Source organism: Sorangium sp. So ce426, assembly GCF_051475585.1.
Taxonomy (GTDB): Bacteria; Myxococcota_A; Polyangia; order Polyangiales; family Polyangiaceae; genus Sorangium; species Sorangium cellulosum_B.
Genome location: NZ_CP150341.1, coordinates 3,398,761 through 3,417,809, shown reverse-complemented (window position 1 = coordinate 3,417,809; position 19,049 = coordinate 3,398,761). Strand labels below are relative to the sequence as shown.

Genomic DNA, 19,049 nt, shown 5'->3' with positions numbered 1-19,049 from the left:
ATGTACGGCGCGTATCTCCCCAAGAAACCCAGGCGCGTCCTCGTGCTCGGCTCCGGCGCGCTCCAGATCGGCCAGGCCGGCGAGTTCGACTACTCGGGGTCGCAGGCGATCAAGGCCCTCAAGGAAGAGGGGATCGCCACCGTCCTCGTGAACCCGAACATCGCCACCATCCAGACGAGCGAGGGGCTCGCCGACCGCATCCACCTCTGCGCGGTCACCCCGGAGTTCGTCGAGCGGATCATCGTGAAGGAGGAGGTCGACGCGATCGCCCTCTCCTTCGGCGGGCAGACGGCGCTCAACTGCGGGCTCGAGCTCCACGACTCGGGCATCCTCGACAAGTACGGCGTGCGGGTGCTCGGCACCCCGATCAAGGCGATCCGCGACACCGAGGACCGGCGGCTCTTCATCGAGCGCCTCGACGAGATCGGCGTGAAGACCGCCCGCAGCCGCGCCTGCCGCTCGGCGGCCGAGGCCATGGCGGCGGCGCGCGAGATCGGGTTCCCCGTGATGCTCCGGGGCGGCTACGCGCTCGGCGGCAAGGGCAGCGGCATCGTCGAGAGCGAGCGCGACCTCGAGGACGCCGTGCGCCGCGGCTTCGCCGGCGGCGTGCCCCAGGTGCTCGTCGAGGAGTGCCTCCGCGGCTGGAAGGAGATCGAGTACGAGGTCGTCCGCGACGGGCGCGACAACTGCATCACCGTCTGCAACATGGAGAACCTCGACCCGATGGGGATCCATACCGGGGAGTCGATCGTCGTCGCCCCGTCGCAGACGCTGAACGACGAGGAGTACCAGCTCCTCCGCTCGGTCGCGCTGAAGACGATCCGCCACCTCGGCATCGTGGGCGAGTGCAACATCCAGTACGCGCTCGACCCGCACAGCGCCGATTACCGGGTCATCGAGGTGAACGCGCGCCTCTCCCGGTCGAGCGCCCTCGCCAGCAAGGCGACGGGCTACCCGCTCGCCTACGTCGCCGCGAAGATCGCCGTCGGCTACACCATGCCGGAGATCGCCAACGCGATCACCCGCAGGACGACGGCGTTCTTCGAGCCGGCGCTCGACTATCTCGTCTGCAAGGTCCCGCGCTGGGATCTCGGCAAGTTCCGCGGCGCGTCGATGCGGATCGGCAGCGAGATGAAGAGCGTCGGCGAGGTCATGGCCATCGGCAGGACGTTCCCCGAGGTCATCCAGAAGGCGCTCCGCATGCTCGACATCGGGGTGAAGGGGCTCGACCCCGACGCGTTCACCTTCAAGGACCTCCGCGACGAGCTGCAGAACGCGACGCCGCTCCGGATCTTCGCCGTGGCCCGCGCGCTCCAGGAGGGGATGTCGGTCGACGAGATCCACAACCTCACCAAGATCGACCGGTGGTTCTTGAACCAGATCGAGCCGATCGTCCGGATGCACCGGGATCTGAAGACGCTCAAGGTCGCCGTCCCCGCGCAGGCCGACAAGGCCGCGGCCGCGCAGGAGCCGGCGTTCGAGGAGGCGACCCTCCGGGAGGCGAAGCAGCTCGGCTTCAGCGACCGGATGATCGGCACGCTGACCGGCGCGCCGCGGGGCTCGATCCGGGAGGCCAGGAAGCGGCACGGCATCGTGCCGCACCTCGCGCAGATCGACACGCTCGCGGCCGAGTTCCCCGCCGAGACGAACTACCTCTATTCGAGCTACCACGCGTCGGCCACGGACGTCGCGCCGTCCTGGCGGAAGAAGATCATGGTGCTCGGCTCCGGCGCTTACCGCATCGGATCGAGCGTCGAGTTCGACTGGTGCTGCGTCAACGCGATCCGCGCGGCCTCGGAGCTCGGCTACGAGACCATGATGCTGAACTACAACCCGGAGACGGTCAGCACCGACTACGACACGTGCGACAAGCTGGTCTTCGACGAGATCAGCTTCGAGACGGTGCTCGACATCTACGAGCGGGAGCAGCCCTACGGCATCGTGGTCAGCATGGGCGGGCAGGTCCCGAACAACCTGGCGCTCCGGCTGCACGAGGCGGGGGCGCGCATCCTCGGCACGAGCCCGGGGAGCATCGACACCGCCGAGGACCGGAAGAAGTTCAGCGATCTGCTCGACCGGCTGGAGATCGACCAGCCGCGCTGGGCGCACGTCGTCGACGCGGGCCAGGCGGGCGAGATCGTGAACAAGCTCGGCGGCTTCCCCGTCCTCGTGCGCCCGAGCTACGTGCTGAGCGGCGCGGCCATGAGCGTGGCGCACGAGCCCAACGAGCTCGATCGCATCCTCGCCCGGGCCAAGGCCGTCTCCCCCGTTTACCCCGTCGTCGTGTCCAAGTTCGAGACCCACGCCCGCGAGGTGGAGATCGACGCGGTGGCCGATCGCGGGGAGATCATCCTCTGGGCGATCAGCGAGCACGTCGAGAACGCCGGTGTCCACAGCGGCGACGCGACGCTCGTCCTGCCCCCGCAGTCGCTCTACATCGCGACGATCCGCAGGATCAAGCAGATCGCCCAGCAGGTGGCGCGGTCGCTCTCGATCACCGGCCCGTTCAACATGCAGTTCTTGGCCAAGCACAACACGGTCAAGGTGATCGAGTGCAACCTGCGCGCGTCACGGAGCTTCCCCTTCGTGTCGAAGGTCACGGGGAACAACTTCGTCCGGGAGGCGATGCGCAGGATGCTCGGCGTGGCGCAGCCGGTCGAGAACCGCGGGCTCGACCTCGATTACGTCGGGGTGAAGGCGCCGATGTTCTCGTTCTCGCGCCTCGTGGGGGCCGATCCGATGCTCGGCGTCGAGATGGCGAGCACCGGCGAGGTCGGCTGCTTCGGCGACGACATGCACGAGGCGCTCCTGCACTCGCTGCTCGCGACCGGCTTCAGGTTCCCCAAGAAGGGCGTGCTGCTGTCGCTCGGGCCGCTCGAGGACAAGTACTGGTTCGCCGACGAGGCCCGCGTCATCGCCGAGCACCTGAAGCTCCCCATCTTCGCGACCCCGGGCACGGCCGAGGCGCTCCGGGCGCTCGGGCTCGCGTGCACGAGCCTCGCGAAGCAGCCCGACGAGGGGGAGACGGCGATGAGCGCCATCGAGCAGGGGAAGGTGGATCTCGTGATCAACATCCCCCGCGAGTACGATCAGCTCGGCCGTCCGGACGGCTACCTGATCCGGCGGCGCGCGGTCGACGCGAACATCCCGCTCCTCACGGACCTCCAGCTCGCGCGGGCGGTCATCGGGGCGATGCGCGCGAAGAGGATCGAGGATCTGCGGACCCTGTCCTACGACGAGTACCTCGCGCGGAGCCCGGTGGCGCTCCGGTGATCTGAGGCGCCGACGCGGCGAGGAGTGGCTCCGGGTGGCTCGGGAGGTTGTGCCGAGCCGCCCGGCCCCGCGGCGGATGCCCCCGCACGGGACCTGCCGGCTTCATGGGAGCGGGGGCGGGCTCACGAACCCAGACGGCGGGCTCGCCCTCAGTCGTTCGTGACGATGAACCAGCCGTTCACCATGCCGTTGCCGGTCGACGTGGTCGATCCCTGGATCGAGCTGGTCCCCTCATTGCGGACGCACATGCCGACATTCCATTCGCCCTCTGGCAGCACCGTCGTGGCAGAGACCGAGTAGGTCGTGCGGGTCGGCGTGAAGTAGTGGCTCGCGAAGGCGCCGCCGAAGAAGTTGACGAGCTCGCTGGTGCCGCGCCGCTGGTAACAGAGGCCGAGCGGGGCGACGAACGGAGCGCGGGACGGCTGCAGCCCGAGCGGCGCAGAGGCCGATCCGGTCACGCGCTGGCTGCCGGTAATGGTCACCAACCCCGTGGGGCCGACGAAGACATACGCGGCGCTGCCACCATCAAAAAGGGGAGCAACGTTGCCCGCAATCGCGATTGTCGCGACCACACCCGTCGGCCCCTGAGGCCCTCTCGGTCCCTCCGGTCCCGTCGGTCCCTCGGGTCCCGTCGGTCCCTCGGGTCCCGTCGGTCCCTCGGGTCCCGTCGGCCCCTCGGGTCCCGTCGGCCCCTCGAGTCCCATCGGTCCCTGGGGCCCCATTGGCCCCTCGGGCCCTGTCGGTCCCTCCGGCCCCGTCGGCCCCTCAGGCCCTGTCGGTCCCTCCGGCCCCGTCGGCCCCTCAGGCCCTGTCGGTCCCTCCGGCCCCTGGGGCCCTGTCGGACCCGTCGGTCCCATCGGCCCCGCGATTCCGCTCGAGTTGCCCACCCAGTTGCCGCTCTCGTCGATGACGACCCTGCCGCCGATCTTCACCAGCTTCGGCGTGATCTCACCAACAGCGTTGTTCGCGACCATCGCATACGGGATGCTCCCGATCGAAGCGCGAGGCTGCATCTCCTGATCGTCCCCGACCGTGATTCCGATGTAGCGAACCGAGCCGTCAAAGACCTTCGCGGATTGCTCCTCGGTGAAGTCGAGCACCGTGGAGAAAAAGCCTTCGTCGAACGAGAGCGCGATCACCTCGCTCCAGAGCGGCTCGTCGTCGTCCTCGGCGGCGTAGATGGCGAACGTCACCGAGAGGACGTCATTGACCGGCTCGCCGTTGGCCGTGAAGAGCCGCCCCTGATGCGAGATCTGCATCGGCACGGCGGCGGCCGCGCCGCGCACGAAGCCGACGGAGGCGGCGAGAAGAACACCCATCGCGAGGACACGCCGTCCCATCCCGTTCATGGCACGCTCCCGTTCGCCCCGACCAGACCGCCCTGCACGCGGTAGCTCGGTGAGGTCGTCTTTCCCTGATTCTGCGTCGGCTGACCGAGCGTGAAGACCATGCGATAGCTCGGACTCCTCACGACCTTCCCCGCGCTGACCATCTCGCCCGCGGCGATGCCCCGATCCCCCACCTCGGGACGCCCACCTGCGCCACCCCCGCCCGCCGAAGCCACAGGATCGCCTGCACCAGCCCCGCCGGCCCCCCCGAGCCCCTCACCCCCCGACCCGGCCCCAGCCACGGACACGTCGGGACTGCCACAGCTACAGCCCGGAGACACGGCGAGCGATGCAACAGTCAGGCCTAGCCACACCGGGAATTGCAGTCGCGCCATCAACGTGTTCCCCTCTGCTTCCGGGGCTTACGATCCGGACCAGGAAGGTACGCGCCCGGCCACCAAGGTTCAATCTAATCCCGAGCCATTGTGCGACATCGCCGCTTTACGTCGGGGTCGACAGGCGGCGCCACGGGCTCGAAAGCGCGCCGGCGCGCGCACGCCGCGATCGCAAGGAGATGTCCGAGGCGAGGTGAACGCCGAGAATCCTGTCCCCGCCGGCGGAATGCCCTCGCCCCACGCTCTCCTGCCCTCCGCGCGCCCGCGCGGTAGCAGCTCCGCCGATCGCTGCCTCAACGCGCCGCGCCGCCGGGCCCACCTTCAGCCGCGCCCGGTGCCCCCCGACCGGCGGGGCGTCCGCAGAGGGAACACGCCTTTCCACACCGGTTTCCGCCCACCCCCGCCACGTGCAGAGCGGCGATCACCCGCACAGGAGACGGGCCCAGATCGGCGTTTTCGGCGCGGAAGCGCACGCCGGTGCGCTGAGCACCGAAAACGCCGAGGTGGGCCCGTATCCGAAGCGGGTGACCGTCGCTCGCTCTAGAGATCGTCGCAGGCCGGGGCGGCTTCGCCAGGCCCCTCGCCCGCGACGCCCGGCTGGCCCTGCGCCCCGCCGCCGCTGTTCAGCTCCTCCGAGATCGCCCCGGGGTTGAACGTCATGAACCACCGGAGCGACCACCAGAGCAGGTTGAACCAGGCCGGCACAGGCAGCCTGCGCGTGGCCCCGACCTCGGCGAGCCCCGCCGCCGCGAAGACGACCGGCAAGATGGTGCCCAGATCCGCGCGGTAATCCATCGCCTCGCGCACATCGGCGTTGATCCCGGCAAAGGCGTGCGCGACCGCGCGGGCGACGCGCGTCGGACCAGGGTGCCCCTCGGGCCGCGGCGCCCCGAGCGGGTGGCCGTCGTCCTCGCGCGCCCCGTCGACCAGCCCGGCGAGCCGGGCGCGGAGCCGCTCCGGATCGAGCCCGCCCTCGGAGCGCTCGACGATCACCGAGCCCGTCAGCGGGCGGATCGAGACAACCTCGCAGGCGGGATCGGCCGCGAGCTGCTCCGCGATCCGCTCGCACACCCGACGATGGCCGGCCAGCGCCGGCGCGCGCAGGCGGACGCGCCGCTCCAGGGCGTGGACGACGAGGACCGCCAGCGACGTCATGACGACGGCTCGCCGTGGAGCTCCGAGGCGCCGTTGCTCTTGCGCGCAGCCCGCTCGCCGCGCGCCCCGCCCGCGGCCTTCTGGCGCACCCGCTCGGCGATCTCGGCGAAGAGATCCTCGACGTGCTCCCGCTGGCGCTCGAGCAAGCCGAGGCCCAGCCTGCCCAGGTGGAGCCCGAGCGCCGCGATCTCGACGACCACCGGGCGGAGGTGCTGCTTCTTGCCCATCAGGAGGACGGCCGTGCCGACCCCCAGGGCGAACGACGGTGGATGGAACTTCATGATGCCATGTCTCCCTTGCGCAGCCCCGCGACGCGCGCGGCGCGCACGCCTTGCTTGCGTCTCGCGGCCGCCCCCGCATCCTCGCCTGCGCCCTGGTCCGTTTCCGCTTCCGCTCTCGCGCCTGCTGCTTCCGCTTCTGCTGACGCGTCCGATTCCGCTCCTGACGCCGAGCCCGACTCCGATTCCGAGTCCGACTCCGATTTCGACTCCAATTCCGATTCCGATTTCGACTCCAATTCCGATTCCGATTCCGCGCGCCTGCCGTTGACGATCACGATCTCGCGGCCAGCGCTCGCGGAGCGCCCCAGAGGACCGCGGAGCAGCGCGGGCAGCGCGCCCACGGCCACGGCGAGCGCGAGCTCCCCGGCGCGGAGGCGCTGCGCCCCCAGCAGGCGGCCCAGGGACCTGGAGCCGAGCGCGAGCGCCTGGAGCGCGGACGTGGCCGCGAGCGCGCGGGCCACGTGCGGGCTGTCCCGGCGGAGCGCGGCCGCCGCGGCGCCCTCCCCGGCGCCGGCGCGGCAGGCCAGGATGTGGAGCAGCTGCGCGGTCACCAGCGCCGTGAACGCCCTCGTCCCCGCGGTGGCCCGGCCGCCGAGCGCGTACGCCGACAGCGACGCGCCGGACATCGCGGCCGCGTCCACGCCCAGCGCGCGGAGATCGGCCGCGCCGAGCAGCCGCGCCGCAGGGTCGCGCGGGGGGCGCCGCATGACGCCGGCCTCGGCCGGCTCGAGCGCGAGCGCGAGCGCCGGCGCCACGTCGGTGAGCAGGTTGATCCAGAGCAGCTGCAGCGGCGTGAGCGGCGAGGCCCCGCAGAGGGCGCCGACCAGCATCGTGAGGACCTCGCTCGCGTTCGTCGCGACGAAGTAGGCGATCGCCCGGCGGACGTTGTCGTGCAGCCGCCGCCCCTCGCTGACCGCCTCGGTGAGGCTCGGCAGATCGTCCTCGGCGAGGACCACGTCGGCCACGGCCCGCGCGATGTCCGTGCCGCGCTTGCCCATGGCCACGCCGACGTCGGCCGCCTTGAGCGCGGGCCCGTCGTTCACGCCGTCGCCCGTCATCGCCACGATCGCGCCGCCCTGCTGGAGCGCCCGCACGATGTCGAGCTTGGCCTCCGGGGTGACCCGGCTGTGCACGGCGTCCGGCGGGATGCCGAGCTCGACGCCGATCGCGCGCGCGGTCCGCTCCTGGTCGCCCGTGAGCATCAGGGCGCGGATGCCGGCGCCGGAGAGGGCCTCGAGCGCCTCCCGCACGCCGGGGCGCGGCGGGTCGCGGAGGCCGACGAGGCCGGCGAACTCGAGCGGAGCGTCGTTGTCCGGCCGGCCGTTCTGCCGCCACGCGAGCGCGAGCACGCGCAGCCCCCGCGAGGCCATCGCGTCGTTGTGCCGGAGCGCCTCGCCGCGCTCGTCGCCGGCCCCCTCGCGCCGAGGCGGCGCGTCGCAGCGCGCGACGACCTGCTCGGGGGCGCCCTTCACGAGCTCGATGTGCCCGAGCTCCGGGTGGTCGTGGACCGTCACCATGAACGCGCGCTCGGCCGAGCGGCGCGCCTCGCTCACGCGCCGCGCCGCGAGGCGCCGCGCCGACACGGGGTAGCCGGCGGCGAGCGCGAACTCCACGAGGGCGCGCTCGGTGCCGCTGCCCTGGACGACCTTGCCCGCCTCGCTCAGCTCGACGTCGGCGTTGAGGGCGGCGATGCGCGCGAGCGCGTGCACGCGCGGGGCGGCGGCGTCGACCTCGCGCCCGTCCTCGCCGATCAGCGCGATCGCGCGCCCAGGCCCCGCGCCGCCGCCCCGGCGCGCGGCGCGCTCCACCCGCAGCGCGCCCTCGCCGGGGAGGAAGATCTCGGCCACCTGCATCCGGTTCTCGGTGAGCGTGCCGGTCTTGTCGGCGCAGACGACGCTCACCGCGCCGAGCGTCTCGGCAGCGGCGAGGCGGCGGATCACGATGCCGGAGCCGCGCAGGCGGCGGCTCGCGAGCGCGAGCGCCGTGGTGCCCACGGTGGGGAACCCCTCGGGGATGGCGGCGACGCCGAGCGCGACGGCGCTCCGCACGAGCGCGCGGAGCGGCCTCCGGCGCGCGAGGCCGACGACCATCACCGCCGACGAGCTCGCGAGCGCGAAGGTCGCGAGGCGCCGGCCGATCCAGGCGAGCTCCTGCTCGAGCGGCGGGGTGCGCTCGGACTCGCGGGAGAGCGCGCGCTGGATGTCCCCGAGCGCGGTCCATCGGCCCGTCGCGACGACCACCGCCGCGCCCTCGCCCGAGGCGATCGTGGTGCCCGCGTACACCATGCCGCGGCGCTCGGCGAGCGGCGCGCCGCCGTCGACCCTCGCTGGGCACTTCTCGGCGGGCTCGCTCTCGCCGGTCAGCGTGCTCTCGTCGGCGGCGAGGCCGTGCGCGTCGACGACGCGCGCGTCCGCCGCGACCGGCTCGCCGGCGCGCAGCGCGAGCACGTCGCCCGGCACGATCTCCGACGCGGCGAGCCGCTGCTCGCGCCCGTCGCGCACGACGCGCGCCCACCCGACGCGGAGGTCGCCCCACGCGTGCAGGAGCTCCTCGGCGCGCGACTCCGTGTACGTGCCGATCGCGGCGTTCGCGCCGACGACGAGGAGGACGGCGCCTGCGTCGATCATGTCGCCGAGCGCGAGCGACAGGCCCGCCGCGCCGAGGAGCATCGCCGTGGGCACCGTGAAGATCTGCCCGGCGAGGATCTCGATCGACGAGCGGGTCGCGACGCCGGCGAGCTCGTTCGGGCCGACCGCGCGGAGGCGGCGGCGCGCCTCGGCGGCGGGGAGCCCCTCGCGCGGATCGACGCCGAGCGCGCGGGCGACCTCGCCCGCGTCCTCCGCGTGGGCGCAGACCGTCACGTCGACGCGGCGGGCGCGCTCGCCTCCGCCCTGCCCGGCCGGCGCGCCCTCACCCTGCCCGGCCGGCGCGACCTCACCCTGCCCGGCCGGCGCGCCCTCACCCTGCCCGGCCGGCGCGCCCTCACCCTGCCCGGCCGGCGCGACCTGGTTCCCCCAGGCCCGCGCATGCCACGCGCGGCGCTCGCCCTCGCCCGCCGCGCCCTCGCGGGGGCGCGCGCAGCGGCGCGCCGCGCGCACGAGCGCGCCCACGCCCTCGGCCATCGCCCGCACGGCGCGGCGCGCGGACGGCGGCGGCGGGGCGCCGGGCACGGCGTGGGCGCCGAGCACGAGCGCGGCCTCGTCAGCCGCGTCCTCCCCCACGCGCACGAGCACCCGCCCGGTGCGCGCGCTCGCCCGCGCGGACACGACGCCGGGGATCGCCGCGAGGTCGCGCTCGATGCGCGCGGCGCGCGCAGCGTCTCCGAAGAGGCCGGCCACCTCCGCGCGCACCCGCGCGATCCCGGCGGGCCCGTGCAGATCGCGCGCAGGCGTGCGATCTGCGCGAGCGCGCCGCCGCGCGCCGCCGCCGGCCCTGCGCCCGCCACGAAGATCGATCCAGCCCTTGCCCCGACGCTCCATGATCCTCCGCGCTGAGGCGGAGGCCTTTTCAAAGGTCGAGCCAGCGCCTGTGTGCGAGCGAGCCACATCGAGCCGCCGGGCCGGCGCAGCGGCGCGCCAGCGCCCTCGTCGCTGTCACACCAGCGCCCTCGTCGCTGTCACACCAGCGCCCTCGTCGCTGTCACGCCCGCGTCGCCACGGAGGCCAGGAGGCTCTGCAACGAGCCCGGATCGATCGGCTTGACGAAGTGCATATCGAACCCGGCCTCGCGGACCCGGCGCTGGTCCCGCTCCTGGCCATAACCCGTCAGCGCGATCATCAGCGAAGGGGCGACGTCCGCGCTCTCCTCCAGGGCTTTCAAGGTCCGCGCCACGCCGCAGCCATCCATCCCGCCGGGGAGGCCGATGTCGCACAGGATGACCTCCGGCCGGAACGAGCGGGCCGCTTCGACCCCCGCGGCGCCCGACAGGGCCACCTCGACCTGGTGGCCGTTCATCGCGAGGAGCGCCTGCAGCATCTCGGCGGCGTCCTCGTTGTCCTCGATGATCAGGACGCGCAGCGACCTCACGACGCCCGCCGACCTCGAGTCGGGGCCCGGCGGCGGCCCGGCGCGCTCCGTGGACGCCTCGGGCCCGCGCGCGAGCGGCAGGCGGAGGACGATCTCCGTCCCGCGGCCGACGCCCGCGCTCTCGGCCGACGCCGCGCCGCCGTGGAGCTCGACAAGACCCTTTACGAGCGCCAGCCCCAGCCCGAGCCCACCCCGGTTGCGGTCCAGGCTGCGCTCGGCCTGGCTGAACGGCTCGAACATGCGCGCCAGCGTCGCCGGCTCCACGCCGACGCCTGTATCGCGGACGCGGATCACGGCGGAGCCGTCCGGCGTCGCCGACAGCGCGACCGTCACCCGACCGCCGGCGTCGGTGAACTTGTTGGCGTTGTGGAGCACGTTGCTGACCGCCTGCGACAGGCGCGTGGGATCGCCGGAGACCCAGAGCGGCTCGATCGGCAGATCCAGCCGGAGCTCCAGGCCGCTCGCCTCCAGCGTGCTGCGGTAGTCCTCCGCGGTCTGCCGGAGCAGCCGGGGCAGGTCGCAGCGCTCCGCCCTCAGCTGGATCCTCCCGCGCGCCACGCGGGACACGTCGAGGAGGTCGTCCACCAGCCGGGCCATGTGCGCGACCTGCCGCTCGATCACGCCGCACGCCCGCAGGAGCGACGGCTCCTCGATCCCGGTGCTCCGCAGGATCTCCACCGCATTGCGGACGGGCCCGAGCGGATTGCGCAGCTCGTGCGCCAGCATCGCCAGGAAAGCATCTTTGCGCTGGTCCGCTTCCCTCAGCGTCGCCTCCCAGGCGACGCCGGCCCGCTTCCGCTCGGTGATGTCGTAGGCGATGGTGACCAGGAGCCGCCGGCCTGCCGCGTCCCTCCCCAGCCGAGCGGAGCTGAAGACCCACGTGCGCTCGGCGCCGCTCGCCGTGGTGAGGGTGAGCTCGTTCTCGCCCGAGGCCTCATCCATGTCGAACAGGGACGCCACACGGGCGTGGATGGCAGCGCTCCTCGCCCCGAACGCCCTGTCGAGCCACGCCGTGACCGTGGGGATCTGCTCGCGGGTATAGCCGCTGATGTCCGTCCACGCGCTGTTGACGCAGACGACGTGCCCGTCCTCGGCGTAGATCATGATGGGGAACGAGGTCGCCATGATGGCGCGGCGCAGCCCCTCCTCCCGCTCCCCCAGCTGGAGCTCGGCCTCCTTGCGCTCGGTGATGTCGATGATCGAGCCGACATAGCCGAGGAACTCGCCGCCCGGGCCGAGCCGCGGAGCGGCCGAGTCGATGCACCAGCGGTACACGCCGTCGCGGCGGCGCACGCGGAAATCCACCCTGTAGGCGTCGCGCCGCTCGCTGGCCCGCACGAACGCCTCGATGGCCACCGACCGGTCCTCCGGGTGCACCGCGTCGAGCCAGCCGATGCCCAGAGCCGCCGACTCGGTCTGGCCCGAGAAGTCCAGCCAGCCCCGGCTCACGTACGTGCAGCCGCCGTCGGCGCCCGTCATCCAGCTCATGACGGGCGCGAGATCGGCCACCTTGCGGAAGCGCGCCTCGCTGTCGCGCAGCGCTTCCTCGGCGCGCCGCTGGGCGGTGCTCTCGCGCCCGGTCTCCACGACGAGCCGCCGGCGCTCCGCCCCTTCCACGAGCCGCAGGCGGCTCTCGACGAGGATCTCCCGGCCGTCGCGGGTCGTGCGCCGGATCTCGCCGTCCCAGAGGCCGTCGCGCGTGAGCGCCGCCTCGATCTGCGCGAGCGGCGCCGGCAGGACAGCGCGCAGGAGCTCGTGGCTCGACCGCCCGAGGGCGTCGCGCGCCGGGAAGCCGTAGAGCTGCTCGGCCCCGGCGCCGAAATACACGATGGCGCTCGCGCCGCCGAGCTCCCACGCGAGGGCCGCCTCGCCGAGCCCATCCAGCAGGGCCGCCTTCAGCTGCAGCTCCCCCGCGGCCTGCCCCCTGCCGCCGCGGCCGTCTTCGGGCGGGGCCGCGTGCGGGACGGGCGAGGGGGCGCAGAGGCGGGGGCGCACCGCCTGATCAGCCAACCCGCAGCAACGCTCCGACCGCACCGTCAGCAGGCATCTCCGTCGAGCGCGCCGGCTCGAAACCCAGGCCAGATGTCCCCGATGAACACACCCAGCATTTGTCCGCCTCGAGCGCATGCTGCAAGCGGCGCGAGCGTGAATCGTCACGCGAGATCCCAGGAATACCAGGCGATCTGCGCGTGCCTGGCGAGCGCGAGCAGGCGGCGCGCTGGTCGAGCGTCGATCGCTGGCCGCGCCGCTAGCCGCGGCCGAACCGCTCCACGAACCGCCGGTGCGCCTCGAGATCGGGGCCCTCGCCGCCGACGAGCTCCCTCTCGCGGTAGCCCGTCGCCACCGACAGCACGTCGATCCGCCGCCCCTCGGCCCTGAACCGCACCCGCCACGACGTCACGGCGAGGCGCATCGCGTCCCCGTCGGCGCGGATCCGGCGGTAGGGGTGCGGCTGCGGGCCGAGCGCGAGCACCCGGTCGACGCGCTCCCGCAGCGCGAAGCCGTGCGCCTCCTCGATCCACGCGGCCTGCTCGGCGGCGCGCGCGCACCACGCGACCTCGAAGCCGGGCTCGGGGTCGACCGGCGCCGCCCCGCCCGGCTCCTCCGCGAGCGGCGTGAGCCAGCCGGTGCGCGCGTGCGGGTGGGCGTCCGCGTACGGCACGTAGGGCTTGAGATCGAGCACCGGCGTGCCGTCGATCATGTCCACGCCGCCGACGCGCAGGGTGAGCCCGTCCACCCCGAGGAGCCTCACCGCGCTGAGGCCGATGGGGTTCGGGCGGTGCGGCGAGCGCGTCGACAGCACGCCGCGCCGCTTGCCGGCGCTCCGCGGGGGCAGCACCTTCGGGCGCCACCCCTCGTTGAGGTGGAACCAGAAGACCACCCAGAGGTAGTCCCACCCCTCGATGTCCGAGAGCGCGTGCTCCAGCCCGAGGCCCGGCACGAGCTCGATGGTCCCCTCCGCGCTGCCCGCGGCATGGGGCTGCCGCGGCGCGCTCACCTTGTCGGAGAACGGCGTGCGCATGACGCCGATGGGCGTGAACGTGACGGGCTTCAGCATCGCGCCCCGGAGGCGTCGGGCACCTCGACGATCAGGACCGACGGCCCCTCGAGCTCCACCCAGCCGCGCTCGATCGGGGGCCGCCGCGCCGCGCCGCCGAACCTCGGCTCCTCGCTGAACGCGAGCGCCCGCGCCTCCGGGCGGCCGAGGTCGAGCGAGAGCGCGCCCCGGAGCGCGCAGAGCGCGATCACGGCGGCCCCGCCGCCGCGGCGCTCGATGCAGATCGCGTCCGGCGAGAGCGCGTCGGCCGAGAAGGCGCCGCGCGCGCGGCTCTGCAGCGCGGGGTGCGAGGCGCGGAGGCGGAGGAGCTCGCGGTACCACGCGAGCACGCCGGCGTGCTCGGGCCGCTGCCGCTCGGCGTGGTCGAGCTTCGAGCGCTGGAACGTCCGCGGATCCTGCGGATCGGGCACCTCCGCGCCCGCGAACGCCGCGAAGTACTGGAACTCGCGCCGGCGTCCCTCGGTCACCAGCCGGCCGAGCTCGGCCTCGTGATCGGTGAAGTACTGGAACGGCGTCCGCGCGTTCCACTCCTGGCCCATGAACAGCAGCGGCGTGTACGGCGTGAGCAGGAGCAGCGCCGACATCGTCCGGAAGGCCGCCGGGCTCACCTTGTCCCCGAGCCGATCGCCGGCGGCGCGGTTGCCGATCTGATCGTGGTTCTGGATGCAGTGGACGAAGCGCGGCGGCGGCACCGGATCCGCGGGCGTGCCCCGCGGCTTGCCCGCGTGCTTGGAGATCTGCCCCTCGTAGAGCCACCCTTTTCGGATCGTCGCCGCGATGTCCTCCGCGGTGCCCGTGTGATCCTCGAAGTAGCCGTCGCGATCCCCGGCGAACAGGACGCGCAGCTCGTGGTGGAAGTCGTCGGACCACACCGCGTCGAGGCCGTACCCGCCCTGCTCGACGGGCGTCACGAGGCGCGCGTCGTTCTGGCTGTCCTCGGCGATCACGAGGACGCGCCGCCCCTCGCCGGCCGCCCGCGCGCGCTCGCCGATCTCCCGGAGGATGTGGGGATCGGAGTCGTCGACGATCGCGTGGGTCGCGTCGAGGCGGAGGCCGTCGATGTGGAAGTCGCGGATCCACATCTCGACGTTCTCGAGGACGAGCGCGCGGACCTGCTCGGCGCCCTCGCCGTCGTAGTTCACCGCGTCGCCCCAGGGCGTCTTGTGCCGATCGGTGAAGTAGCGCATCGCGTACGCGCGGAGGTAGTTCCCGTCGGGGCCGAAGTGGTTGTAGACGCAGTCGAGGATCACGCCGATCCCCGCGGCGTGGGCCGCGTCGACGAGGCGGCGCAGGCCCGCCGGGCCGCCGTAGGCCGCGAGCGGCGCGAAGAGGTCGACCCCGTCGTACCCCCACCCGCGCTCGCCCGGGAAGCTCGCGACCGGCATGAGCTCGATCGCCGTGATGCCGAGCTCCCGGAGATCGGCGAGCCGCCCGATGAGCGCGTCGAACGTGCCCTCCGGGGTCGCCGCGCCGACGTGGACCTCGTAGAGGACGAGATCCTCGAGCGCGACGCCCCGCCACCCCGCGTCGGTCCACGCGAACGAGGGGTCAAAGACCGCCGACGGGCCGTGGACCCCGAGCGGCTGCGCGCGGGAGTACGGGTCCGGGAACGGCCCCTCGCCGTCGATCCGCACCTTGTAGAGCGCGCCGGCCCCGAGGCCCGGCGCCGTCGCCTCGAAGTAGCCGCCGCCGGTCGGGGCCGCAGGCAGCGCGCCCGTGACCTCCTGGCCGTCGGCCCCGTAGGTGACGATCTCGATCCGATCGTGGTCGGGCGCCCAGACGCGGAAGCGGACCGCGCCGCCCTCGAGCCACGCGCCCATCGTGCGCTTCGCCTTCATGTCACTGGCCTCGCTGCGCCGCCCGCAGGAGCAGGGCGACGGGGAAATCGGAGAGCACGCGGTCGAGCGGGAGCGACGCGCCGTCGCCCGGCTCGGGCGGCGCGCCCGAGCCGCGCGGCGGAGCGGCGGGCAGCGACGCCTCGAGCTCGGCGCCGGTGAAGAGATCCGTGTAGAGGCCGGGCTCCACGTCGACCGAGGTGCCGGCCCACGCCGCGCCGATCGGCGGGGAGCAGGCGCCGCCGAGCAGCCGCGCGCTGAACCGGGGCGCGACGACGACGATCGAGCGCCCGTCCGGCGCGCGGCGCGCGAAGGAGACGACGTGGGCCTCGCGCTCGCCGATCGCGGCGCGCGGCACGTAGTCCCCGTCGGCCCCGAAGAGCGCGGGGTGGCGCCGGCGCAGCTCGAGCGCGACGTGCGTGACGAACAGCTTGACGCGGCCGTCGCGCGCCTCGGCGCAGAGCTCGCGCGCGAGCGCGCGGCCCCCGCCGCGGGGCCGCGAGCGCGCGCGGATCTCCGCGAGCGCCCGCTCGCGCACGGCGTAATCGACCGAGCGGCGGTTGTCCGGATCGACGAGGCTGAAGTCCCACACCTCGTTGCCCTGGTAGATGTCGGGCACGCCCGGCGAGGTGAGCTTCAGGAGCGTCTGCGAGAGCGAGCCCCACATGCCGTGGTACGCGACCACGCGCGCGAGCGGCAGGAGCGCGCCCACGACCTCCGCGGACGAGAGCGCCTTGCGGACGAACGCCTCGACGGCGGCGTCGTACTCGGGCTGCGCGTCGATCCAGGACGTGTTGACCTTCGCCTCCTTCGTGGCCTTGCGCATGTAGTCCGCGAGGCGGTCGGCGTACGCCGAGAGCGCGTCGCCCTCGGGCGCGCGCGGGCCGCTGGCGGCGCCGAGCAGCGGCTCGATCGGCAGGCTGCCGAGCAGGGTCTGGTAGAAGAGGTACTCCTCGTTGCTGTCCGGCGCGAGGCGGCCCTCGATCTCGGCCTTGAGCGGCGCGGCGGCGGCGGCGGCGCGGTGGAGCGCCTCCTCCCAGGCCGACGGCAGCTCCGAGAGCACGCTGATGCGCGCCCGCACGTCCTCGCTCCGCTTCGTGTCGTGCGTCGACGTCGCGAGCATCGAGTACGGCCACGCCCTGTGCCGCTGCACGTTGCCGCGGTGGAACGCGAGGACGCTCGATCCGTAGCGCTCGGGCTCGCCCCCGACCTCGTTCAGCGACACGAGCCGGTTGTAGATGTAGAACGACGTGTCCTCGAGCCCCTTGGCCATCACCGGCCCGGTGAGCTGCTGGAACTTCATCACGAAGTCGCAGAAGAGGTGCCGGTCCTCCTCGGGGAAGAGATCCGTGCCGTCGAGCATGAGGACCGAGCGCACGAACGTGAAGATGGAGGCCTCCATCGTCGGGTTCTGCCGGCGCGCGAGCGCGACGGCGCGGCCGATGGCGACGCGGTCGTGATCGGAGATCGCCGGCGTCCGATCGTTGATGTAGGTGCGGTAGACCGGGAAGCACGCGATGACCTCGCGCAGCGCCTCGTTCAGCGAGCCCAGGGTGAAGTCGCGGAAGCGGCGGTCGCGCTCGGTGAGGCGGTTCAGGGCGTGGGTGAGCACGTTGAGCTCGCTCGCCAGGGCCGTCCGGAGGATCACCTTCTTCTTCTCGTAGACGAGCGCCTCGAACGGCATGTGCTCGCCGATGAACCGCTCGTAGATCGCGGTCATCGGCCCCTCGCTCGAGGCGTCGACGAAGAGCTCGCCCACGAGCGCGGTGAAGTCGTAGCCGCTCGTCCCGTGGACGGGCCAGGCCTCGGGCAGCGTCTCGCCGCGCGCGAGGATCTTCTCGACGACGACGTAGAGCGGCGTGCTCGGCGAGCCGCCCGCGCCGCGCTCCGAGAGGGCCGCGCGGAGGGCCGGCTCCAGCCGGGCGAAGCGCGCTTCGGGGCGGCGGCGCGGGTCGAGGAAGCTCTTCGGCTCGGGCTCGTCCGAGGCCTCGGCGAGGAAGCGGCGCCGGCAGCGCTCGATCAGGTAGCCCTGCTGGAGCTGCTCGAAGTAGCCGATCGGGTCCCAGAGGCCGTCGGGGTGGTCGATGCGCAGCCCCGTGACCTGGCCCCGCTCGCAGAGCTCGAAGACGAGGCGGTGCGCCTCGGCGAACACCGGCCGGTGCTCCATCCGGATCGCGGCGAGGTCGTTGATGTCGAAGAACCGGCGGTAGTTGATCTCCTCGGCGGCGGTGCGCCAGAAGCTGAGGCGGTAGGCCTGCTCCTCGAGCAGCGCCTCGATCGGGTCGAAGCTCAGCGGATCGCCCGGCTTGCCGTTGATGCGCAGGACGCCCTCGGCCACCGCCGCCGCGACGTCGGGCGAGTCCGCGACGAGCGACGCGAGCCGCCGCCTGAGGATCTCCTTCTCCCGGCGCCGCTCGATCACCTTGGCCCGCTGCGTCTCGGTCCGCGGCGGCATGTTGCGGAGCCCGGTCAGGATGCTCTGCAGCTCGAGGAGCGCGTCGTGCTCCTCGCCGAGCGCGGCGACGAGCCCGGGCACGAGCGGCCCGATGATCATGCCGTACGTCCGCGGGTTCACCGGGAAGACGTGATCGAAGTACCGCAGGACGAACGCGCCGCTGTCGAACTCGATCTTGAGCTCGCCGCGCTCGAGCACGCGCCCGAAGTGGTCGCCGAGCACGGGGAGCAGCACCTTGTGCTTGAGCTCCGTCTTGAGCGGCGCCCAGTCGATGTCGAAGAACGGCGCGTAGAGCGAGCTCGGGCCGTTCTGGAGGACGTCGTTCCACCAGGCGTTGTCGGAGGTGCCGACGCCCATGTGGTTGGGGACGAAGTCGAGCAGGAGGCCCATGCCGTGCGCCGCGAGCTCGCCGGTGAGCCGGTCGAGGTCGGCGCGCTCGCCGATCGCCGGGTTGAGCGCGTTGTGGTCGACGAGATCGTAGCCGTGCATGCTCTCCGGCCGCGCCTTGAAGAACGGCGACGAGTAGAGATCGCTGACGCCGAGGGCGTCGAGGTAGGCGACGACCTGGCGCGCCTGCTCGAAGGTAAAGTCCTTGTTGAGCTGCACGCGGTAGGTGGCGCGCGGCAGCCGAGGCGCCACGCCCTCGCACGCCGCGTCGGCGAGCCGCGCTGCCGTCGCCTGCAGGCCAGCGCCCTCCACATGGCCGCTCGTCTGCTGTTCGTCCGACGTTCCGGTCATCCCTCGGTTGCCTCCGGCGGCAGAATCTACTGCGAACGAAGCGATGAGCACCCGCGGATCTGCGCAGCTCGCGCGGCTCCTGTCGTTTCGGCGTGCGGCACGAAGGAACGGCCTGATGCGCCTACGGAGAACGCAGCAGCGATGAGGCTGGCGCCATGGATCACGCCGGGGTCACGCGCAGCTGCGGAGGAGCGGTGACGAGCTCAGCCGCTATCGGAGGCACGCCGAGCTCAGCCGTCGTCGAGCGTGCTTCGCACGTTCGACTCGACAGGAGCTCTCCTGCGAGGAGCGCGCTTGCTGCTCAAAGGCATCTGCGAACACGCGCCCCAGCATGACCAGAGAGCGTGTGCGCATCATTCCACCCGAACCGGACGACGCGAATGCGCGGCGCACCCCGCATGACGTTCGCATGACATTCATCGAGCGGCATGACGGGGCATGACGGGAGGCGAGGATCGAAGACGCGTGGGTCACGCTTGCTTTGTGAGGTGGCTCCGTAGTATAT

General features: G+C 72.9%; 10 protein-coding genes. 1 reads left to right on the top strand and 9 read right to left on the bottom strand.

The window, feature by feature from the left end:
- Entirely contained in the window at positions 1-3,273 is a 3,273-nt protein-coding gene (gene carB, locus WMF44_RS13020) for a carbamoyl-phosphate synthase (glutamine-hydrolyzing) large subunit (protein WP_437299448.1), read from the top strand.
- Between the two features lie 149 nt (positions 3,274-3,422).
- Here carB and WMF44_RS13015 read toward each other — a convergent pair whose 3' ends face one another.
- From WMF44_RS13015 to treY, 9 genes are all read right to left on the bottom strand, one after another.
- Positions 3,423-4,622, bottom strand: a complete 1,200-nt coding sequence (locus WMF44_RS13015) for a collagen-like protein (RefSeq protein WP_437299447.1) — start codon at positions 4,620-4,622, stop codon at positions 3,423-3,425.
- Positions 4,619-4,795, bottom strand: coding sequence for a hypothetical protein (locus tag WMF44_RS13010; RefSeq protein WP_437299446.1), 177 nt, complete (start codon positions 4,793-4,795; stop codon positions 4,619-4,621). The genes WMF44_RS13015 and WMF44_RS13010 overlap by 4 nt, the downstream gene beginning before the upstream one ends.
- A gap of 741 nt (positions 4,796-5,536) precedes the next feature.
- Positions 5,537-6,151, bottom strand: a complete 615-nt coding sequence (locus tag WMF44_RS13005) for an HMA2 domain-containing protein (protein ID WP_437299445.1) — start codon at positions 6,149-6,151, stop codon at positions 5,537-5,539.
- Positions 6,148-6,432 carry a hypothetical protein gene (locus tag WMF44_RS13000; protein ID WP_437299444.1) on the bottom strand — a complete coding sequence of 95 codons (285 nt, stop codon included), beginning with the start codon at positions 6,430-6,432 and terminating at the stop codon, positions 6,148-6,150. The genes WMF44_RS13005 and WMF44_RS13000 overlap by 4 nt, the downstream gene beginning before the upstream one ends.
- Positions 6,429-9,911 (bottom strand): HAD-IC family P-type ATPase, encoded by a 3,483-nt coding sequence (locus tag WMF44_RS12995; protein WP_437299443.1) that lies wholly within the window; start codon positions 9,909-9,911, stop codon positions 6,429-6,431. Before WMF44_RS12995 ends, WMF44_RS13000 begins: the two co-directional genes overlap by 4 nt.
- A 160-nt stretch (positions 9,912-10,071) precedes the next feature.
- Positions 10,072-12,453: a PAS domain S-box protein gene (locus WMF44_RS12990; protein WP_437299442.1), complete on the bottom strand. Its 2,382-nt coding sequence runs from the start codon at positions 12,451-12,453 to the stop codon at positions 10,072-10,074.
- A 253-nt stretch (positions 12,454-12,706) separates the two neighbouring features.
- Positions 12,707-13,516: a tRNA (N6-threonylcarbamoyladenosine(37)-N6)-methyltransferase TrmO gene (gene tsaA / locus WMF44_RS12985; protein ID WP_437299441.1), complete on the bottom strand. Its 810-nt coding sequence runs from the start codon at positions 13,514-13,516 to the stop codon at positions 12,707-12,709.
- On the bottom strand, positions 13,510-15,354 hold the full coding sequence (treZ, locus tag WMF44_RS12980; protein ID WP_437299440.1) for a malto-oligosyltrehalose trehalohydrolase: 1,845 nt from the start codon (positions 15,352-15,354) through the stop codon (positions 13,510-13,512). Before treZ ends, tsaA begins: the two co-directional genes overlap by 7 nt.
- A 1-nt stretch (position 15,355) precedes the next feature.
- Positions 15,356-18,544, bottom strand: coding sequence for a malto-oligosyltrehalose synthase (gene treY / locus WMF44_RS12975; protein WP_437299439.1), 3,189 nt, complete (start codon positions 18,542-18,544; stop codon positions 15,356-15,358).
- Positions 18,545-19,049: the final 505 nt, after the last annotated feature.

Bases quoted from the DNA above. Each gene is read 5' to 3' on its own strand.
- WMF44_RS13000 (WP_437299444.1), bottom strand. From the start codon at position 6,432: ATGAAGTTCCATCCACCGTCGTTCGCCCTGGGGGTCGGCACGGCCGTC.
- treZ (WP_437299440.1), bottom strand. From the start codon at position 15,354: ATGAAGGCGAAGCGCACGATGGGCGCGTGGCTCGAGGGCGGCGCGGTC.
- WMF44_RS13005 (WP_437299445.1), bottom strand. From the start codon at position 6,151: ATGACGTCGCTGGCGGTCCTCGTCGTCCACGCCCTGGAGCGGCGCGTC.
- WMF44_RS12995 (WP_437299443.1), bottom strand. From the start codon at position 9,911: ATGGAGCGTCGGGGCAAGGGCTGGATCGATCTTCGTGGCGGGCGCAGG.
- tsaA (WP_437299441.1), bottom strand. From the start codon at position 13,516: ATGCTGAAGCCCGTCACGTTCACGCCCATCGGCGTCATGCGCACGCCG.
- WMF44_RS13015 (WP_437299447.1), bottom strand. From the start codon at position 4,622: ATGAACGGGATGGGACGGCGTGTCCTCGCGATGGGTGTTCTTCTCGCC.
- treY (WP_437299439.1), bottom strand. From the start codon at position 18,544: ATGACCGGAACGTCGGACGAACAGCAGACGAGCGGCCATGTGGAGGGC.
- carB (WP_437299448.1), top strand. From the start codon at position 1: ATGTACGGCGCGTATCTCCCCAAGAAACCCAGGCGCGTCCTCGTGCTC.